We start from the raw sequence: 5,059 nt of genomic DNA, 5'->3' as shown, positions 1-5,059 counted from the left end.
ATTCAGGCCGTACTTGGCGGTGATGGAACTGACACGCTGCAATTGCTCAGCGGTGACGCGACGGGTCAGCAGGGTGACGATGTGCCGGGCCTTGCCCTGACCGCTCACCCAGTGCTGGTAGTCCGCTTCGGAAATGGGGGTAAAACGCACCTGCTGATCGAGCTTATAGGCGGTGAACAGCACGTCTTTAAGCACCACAGAGCCCTGCTCGGTGCCAGGAATCTCAACCAAAATGCCAAACGACAAGGTGTTATGGATAACCGCCTGGCCGATGTCGAGGATATTCACCCCGCCTTGGGCCAGCACGCCAGTGATGGCAGCGGTCAGGCCTGGGCGATCTTCGCCGGTGATATTGATCAGAACGATTTCGCGCAAGGCGGACCTCCAGGGGCACTACAAAAACGTCGGGGCCGGCGTCGCCAGGGGCAACGGCAGGCGCCGTGGGCGGGGAAAAGGCGCACATTCTAACCACTTTCAACGCCATACGGGCACGTGCGCGCTTTGCCCACCCCCATGCCCTCGTTATACTGCGCGGCAATTCCATTCGAGAAGAGCCGAGCTCTGTGAACCGGCCCGCGCCAGTAAAACCCGATAATTTCTTCCTGCTTCTCTTCCACGCGCTGCGTCAGCGTCGCGTGCCGCTGGCCCTGCGTATTGCCAGCCATAGCCTGCTGCTCGTCGCTGCTGCACTGGTGATCTACGCCTTGGTCATGGGCATGCAGTTCAAGCAGGCCATGCAACAGCAGGCCGATGCCCTGGGCCAAAGCCTGACCACGCAGACTGCCGCGTCGGCCACTGAGCTGCTGGTGTCCAACGACATTCTCAGCCTTAACGTGCTGCTCAATAACCTGGTGAAGAACCCGCTGGTGGCCCACGCGGCTATCTATAGCGTGGATAACCGCATCCTCGCCGAAGCCGGTTCGCGCCCCAAGCAGAGCATGCTGGGGGAAACCGAAGGCCTGTACTCCACGCCTATTACCTTCCAGGAAGTGATTGCCGGGCACCTGCGCATCAGCCTGGATATGGAGCAATTCCAGCAGCCGATGACCATCAGTTTGCAGAGCATGGGCTTGCTCAGCCTGATCCTGCTGGCGCTGACCTTGACCCTGAGCCTGCGCTTGGGCCGACATATTTCCACGCCGCTGATGCAGCTGCGCCTGTGGCTGCGCGACCCGGATGATCCGGCGCCCGGCGCTGGCCGTAACGACGAAATCGGTGATCTGGCCCGCCAGCTGCAATCGCGTTTGGTGCCGGAAAAGCCCAAGCCGGTTACACCGCCAGAACCCGAATACAGCGAAGACGAGTACGAAGACGACGAGCAGCCTTTCGCCGAAGACGAAGATCCACACTTCGACGAAGAAGACGAGCCCGAATTCGAAGTCCGCGACCTGCGCGACAGCAGCTACGACAGTGCAGCAGATGACGACTACCGCGAGCCGCCACGCCGTGTGCAATCGCCGCTGCGGATCAAGCCGATTCAGGCGCCGCTGGACGAAGACAACCCCTTCGCCGACCTCCAGCAGCCGCCGGTAGAGCTCGACGACGAAGACGACTACGCCGCCCACGCTGACGACGAACCTGACTTCGACGAACCGCAATACAGCGCCGTTCTGGCCATTCAGCTCGGTGCTCAAGAACAACTGCGCCGCCTGCCTCGTGCCCGTTTGATGGACCTGCTACAACGCTACCGCGATTGCCTGGACCAGGCCGCCGCGCTGTACAACGGCGTGCTGCACACCCTCAAAGACGGCAGCAGCCTGATGCTGTTCAACAGCCACGACAGCGGCGAGGACTACCTCACCCACGCTATTTGCTGCGGCGAGCTGATGCGTGCCCTCGGCCATGCCCTGCAAATTGAAGTCGCCGACAGCGGCATCACTTTGCAATTGCAGCTGGGCCTGACGGCTGGCGAAGACCTGATCGATTTGAGCCAAGGCGAACTGCTGCTCAGCGACACCGCGCTGGACGCCCTGGCCCTGTCGCAACACAGCCGCAACCTGCTGCTGGTGGAACGCAGCATTGGCGACGACCCGCTGTTGCGCCAACGCGTGCGCATCCGGCCGATTGCCAGCCCGGAAGGTGCCTGCTGTGTGGAGCGCTTGCTAGAGCCTTATCCGTCGTTGCTAGAACGGCAGCTGGCGCGCATGCACGAACAACCCGCGCGCTCTTGAGCATCCCCCTCTGACCACGCTGATTACTCACCCGCTGCCCGTATTAGCCATTGGCTTGGTACTGGGCAGCCGGGTTATTCCACCGCGCTTGTTGATTGCCGGCATGCTCGCCGCCTGCTTGCCAGACGCCGACGTGCTCGCGTTTAAATTCGGCATTGCCTACGCCGACAGCTTCGGCCATCGCGGCGCCAGCCATTCACTGTTATTTGCCGCCATTGTCGGGCTGTTCGGCGTGCTCTGTGCGCCGCTTCTGCAAAGCAGTCGCCTGAAAGCCGGCCTGTGGCTGGCCCTGGCCTGCGCTTCCCATAGCGTGCTGGACGCGCTCACCAATGGCGGCCTGGGCGTCGCCTGGCTATGGCCTTGGAGCGAACAGCGCTTCTTTATGCCGTGGCGGCCGATTGCCGTTTCGCCATTTATAAACGGCTTTTTCAGTGAGCGCGGATTAGCCGTGTTGGCCAGCGAAGCGCGCTGGGTATGGCTGCCCTGCGCGGTGGTAGGGGCAGTTGGCATTGCCGCGCGCAAGGCGTTCAAGCGTTAGGGCGTGCGCACCGGCACTGGCGCCTCCAGGCACAGCAGCCACTCATGCAACAGGGTTTGCAGGGCTTCAAACTTAACCGGCTTGGCCAGATAGTCACTCATGCCTGCCGCCAAACACCGCTCACGATCCCCGCTATGGCTATGGGCGGTAATGGCCAGCACCGGCAGCTCAGCGCAGTTGGGCATGGCGCGCAGGGCGCGGCAAGTGGCGAAGCCGTCCATGATCGGCATCTGGCAGTCGAGCAGCACCGCATCTACCGGCTCACGGCGCAGCATCTCCAAAGCATCGGCGCCGTTGTCGGCACAGCGCACGCGGTAGCCAAGCTTGAGCAGCATGCCGCGCATCACCAGTTGGTTGATGCCGTTGTCTTCCACCACCAGCACCGTGCATTGCTCGGGTCGGCGTAACGCCTGGCCGCTGCCACGGCGCAGTGGTTCGCGGCTCTGGGTATTGGCCGCGTTGCTGGCCGAGAGAAATACCGGCACGGTTAATTCAAAGGTACTGCCCTCACCCACTGTTGACTGATGGCTCAAGCCGCCACCCATCAGGCTCACCAGCTTGCGACAGATCGCCAGGCCGACGCCCAGGCCGCCGTACTCGCGGGTCATTGAGCCATCCAACTGATGGAAGCGTTGGTACAGCGAGCCGTCCTGCGGCGTGCTGAAACCGATGCCGCTGTCGATCACGCTGAACTTAAGCACCAGCCCCTCACGGCCGCGCTCAACAGCAGCAGCACGCAGGGTCACCGCGCCACCGGGGGTGAATTTAATGGCGTTATCCAGCAGGTAGCCAATGCATTGGCTGAGTTTGCCGGCGTCGCCTTCGAGGGTATCGGGCAGGGTTTCATCCATTTCCAGGGTAAAGCCCAAGCCCTTTTCTTCGGCGCGTGGCGCGAATTGGGTACGCAGGCCGCCAAACAAACCACGCAGGCTAAACGGCTCGCGCCAGGGGTAGAGCTTGCCGGCCTGCAGTTCGGTAAGGGTGAGAATGTCGCTGACCATGCGCATCATGTCGCGCGCCGAGGCACTGGCAGTTTTCTGGTACTGCTCCAGTTCAACGTCCATGGGCACGGTTTGCATCAGCTCCAGCGAGCCGATGACGCCGTTCATCGGGGTGCGCAATTCGTGGGTAACGGTGGCGAGGAATTCGTCTTTCAAGCGGTTGCTGTTGGCCAACTCAAGGTTGAGGGCTTCCAGCTTGCGCCCGGAGTCGTAGAGGATGCGGGTGCGCTCTTCTTTCATCGAGTTAATGCGGTCGGCCAGCGCCAGCGAGAGCAAGCCCACCTCAATGGCCGAGCCGATCTGGCTGGCGTACATGGTGAGAAACACGTTGGGCAGATAGCCCAGCACCATCAGCGTATTGATCACCCCGCCGATGAGAAAGGTGGTCCAGGCAAAGATAAAATAGCGCGCCACACGCATGCCTCGGCGCCAGGCGATCAGGCCGGCCGAGAACACCACCACGGTAAACAGCAGTGCCAGGTAGGTGGCCAGACGCAGCGACACGCTGTAGCTGACGGTCAACGCCAACACCATCACCAGAGCGCCCACCGCCATAATCGCCAGCAGAACACGATCTACCCACGGGCTGTGTTCAGCGGTATGCAAAAAGCTGCGGGCAAACTGACAACCAAACAGCGTCGCCGAGCCCACTAAGAAAGGCGTGGAGGCGTTGGCCCACCAGGGATTATCCGGCCAGAAATACTCGATACCCGCACCGTTGACCGACACCTGATACAACCCAAACGAGGCGATATAAAGGATGTAGTACAGGTAGCTGGGGTCGCGCACGCTAAGGAAGATAAACAGGTTGTAGATCAGCATGCCCAGCAGCACGCCATAGATGATGCCGAGTAAATAGATGCGCCCAGGCATCTGCTCCATATACACCTTGGGCGACCATAAATTCAGCGGCGCCTGGATCGAACCCTGGCTTTGCAAACGCAGGTAAACCCGCTGCGGCTGGTAGGGCTGCAGGTTAATTTCGAAGAGGTAGTTGTTCTGCTTGATCTGCCGACTGGCAAATGGCAATGCATCGCCCGTGCGCTGGGCGAGCTGGAAACCACCGCGACTGTCGGGCAGGTAGAGGTCAAGGTGATCCAACGGCGGGTAGGCCAACTCCAATAACCACGGTTGCTGGCCTAGCAATGCTTGCGGGCGGTAAGCCAGGTCGATGCGCAGCCAGAACACCGAGTGGGAATAGCCGGCATTGAGCACGGGTTTGTCGTGGCGGCGGAAGCTGGCTTGCAGGGCGGGTGAGGTGATGTCGTTAATGGTGGCATCGCCGCGCACATCTTCGAACACGTCCATCTCCTGACCGAGTACCAACTGGGTGGTGTACTCGTCAAACT

General features: G+C 61.2%; 4 protein-coding genes. 2 read left to right on the top strand and 2 right to left on the bottom strand.

What is annotated here, in order from left to right; genetic code table 11:
- A partial coding sequence (locus tag AAAB16_RS26330; RefSeq protein ID WP_340666025.1) for an ACT domain-containing protein occupies positions 1-375 on the bottom strand: 375 nt, incomplete at its 3' end.
- A gap of 188 nt (positions 376-563) precedes the next feature.
- On the opposite strand from AAAB16_RS26330, the gene AAAB16_RS26325 reads away from it, so the two are divergent.
- A complete protein-coding gene (locus AAAB16_RS26325) occupies positions 564-2,171 on the top strand; it encodes an AhpA/YtjB family protein (protein ID WP_340666024.1) in 1,608 nt (535 codons plus the stop codon).
- 10 nt (positions 2,172-2,181) lie between these two features.
- On the top strand, positions 2,182-2,709 hold the full coding sequence (locus AAAB16_RS26320; protein WP_340666026.1) for a metal-dependent hydrolase: 528 nt from the start codon (positions 2,182-2,184) through the stop codon (positions 2,707-2,709).
- Here the strand turns inward: AAAB16_RS26320 and AAAB16_RS26315 are convergent.
- Positions 2,706-5,059: 7TM diverse intracellular signaling domain-containing protein (locus tag AAAB16_RS26315; RefSeq protein ID WP_340666023.1), on the bottom strand; the 2,354-nt coding region annotated here is incomplete at its 5' end. The two genes, AAAB16_RS26320 and AAAB16_RS26315, sit on opposite strands and share 4 nt — an antisense overlap.

The sequence above is a fragment of the Pseudomonas sp. genome (genome assembly GCF_037994325.1).
GTDB lineage: Bacteria > Pseudomonadota > Gammaproteobacteria > Pseudomonadales > Pseudomonadaceae > Aquipseudomonas.
This window is presented reverse-complemented; position numbering and strand designations above follow the sequence as displayed.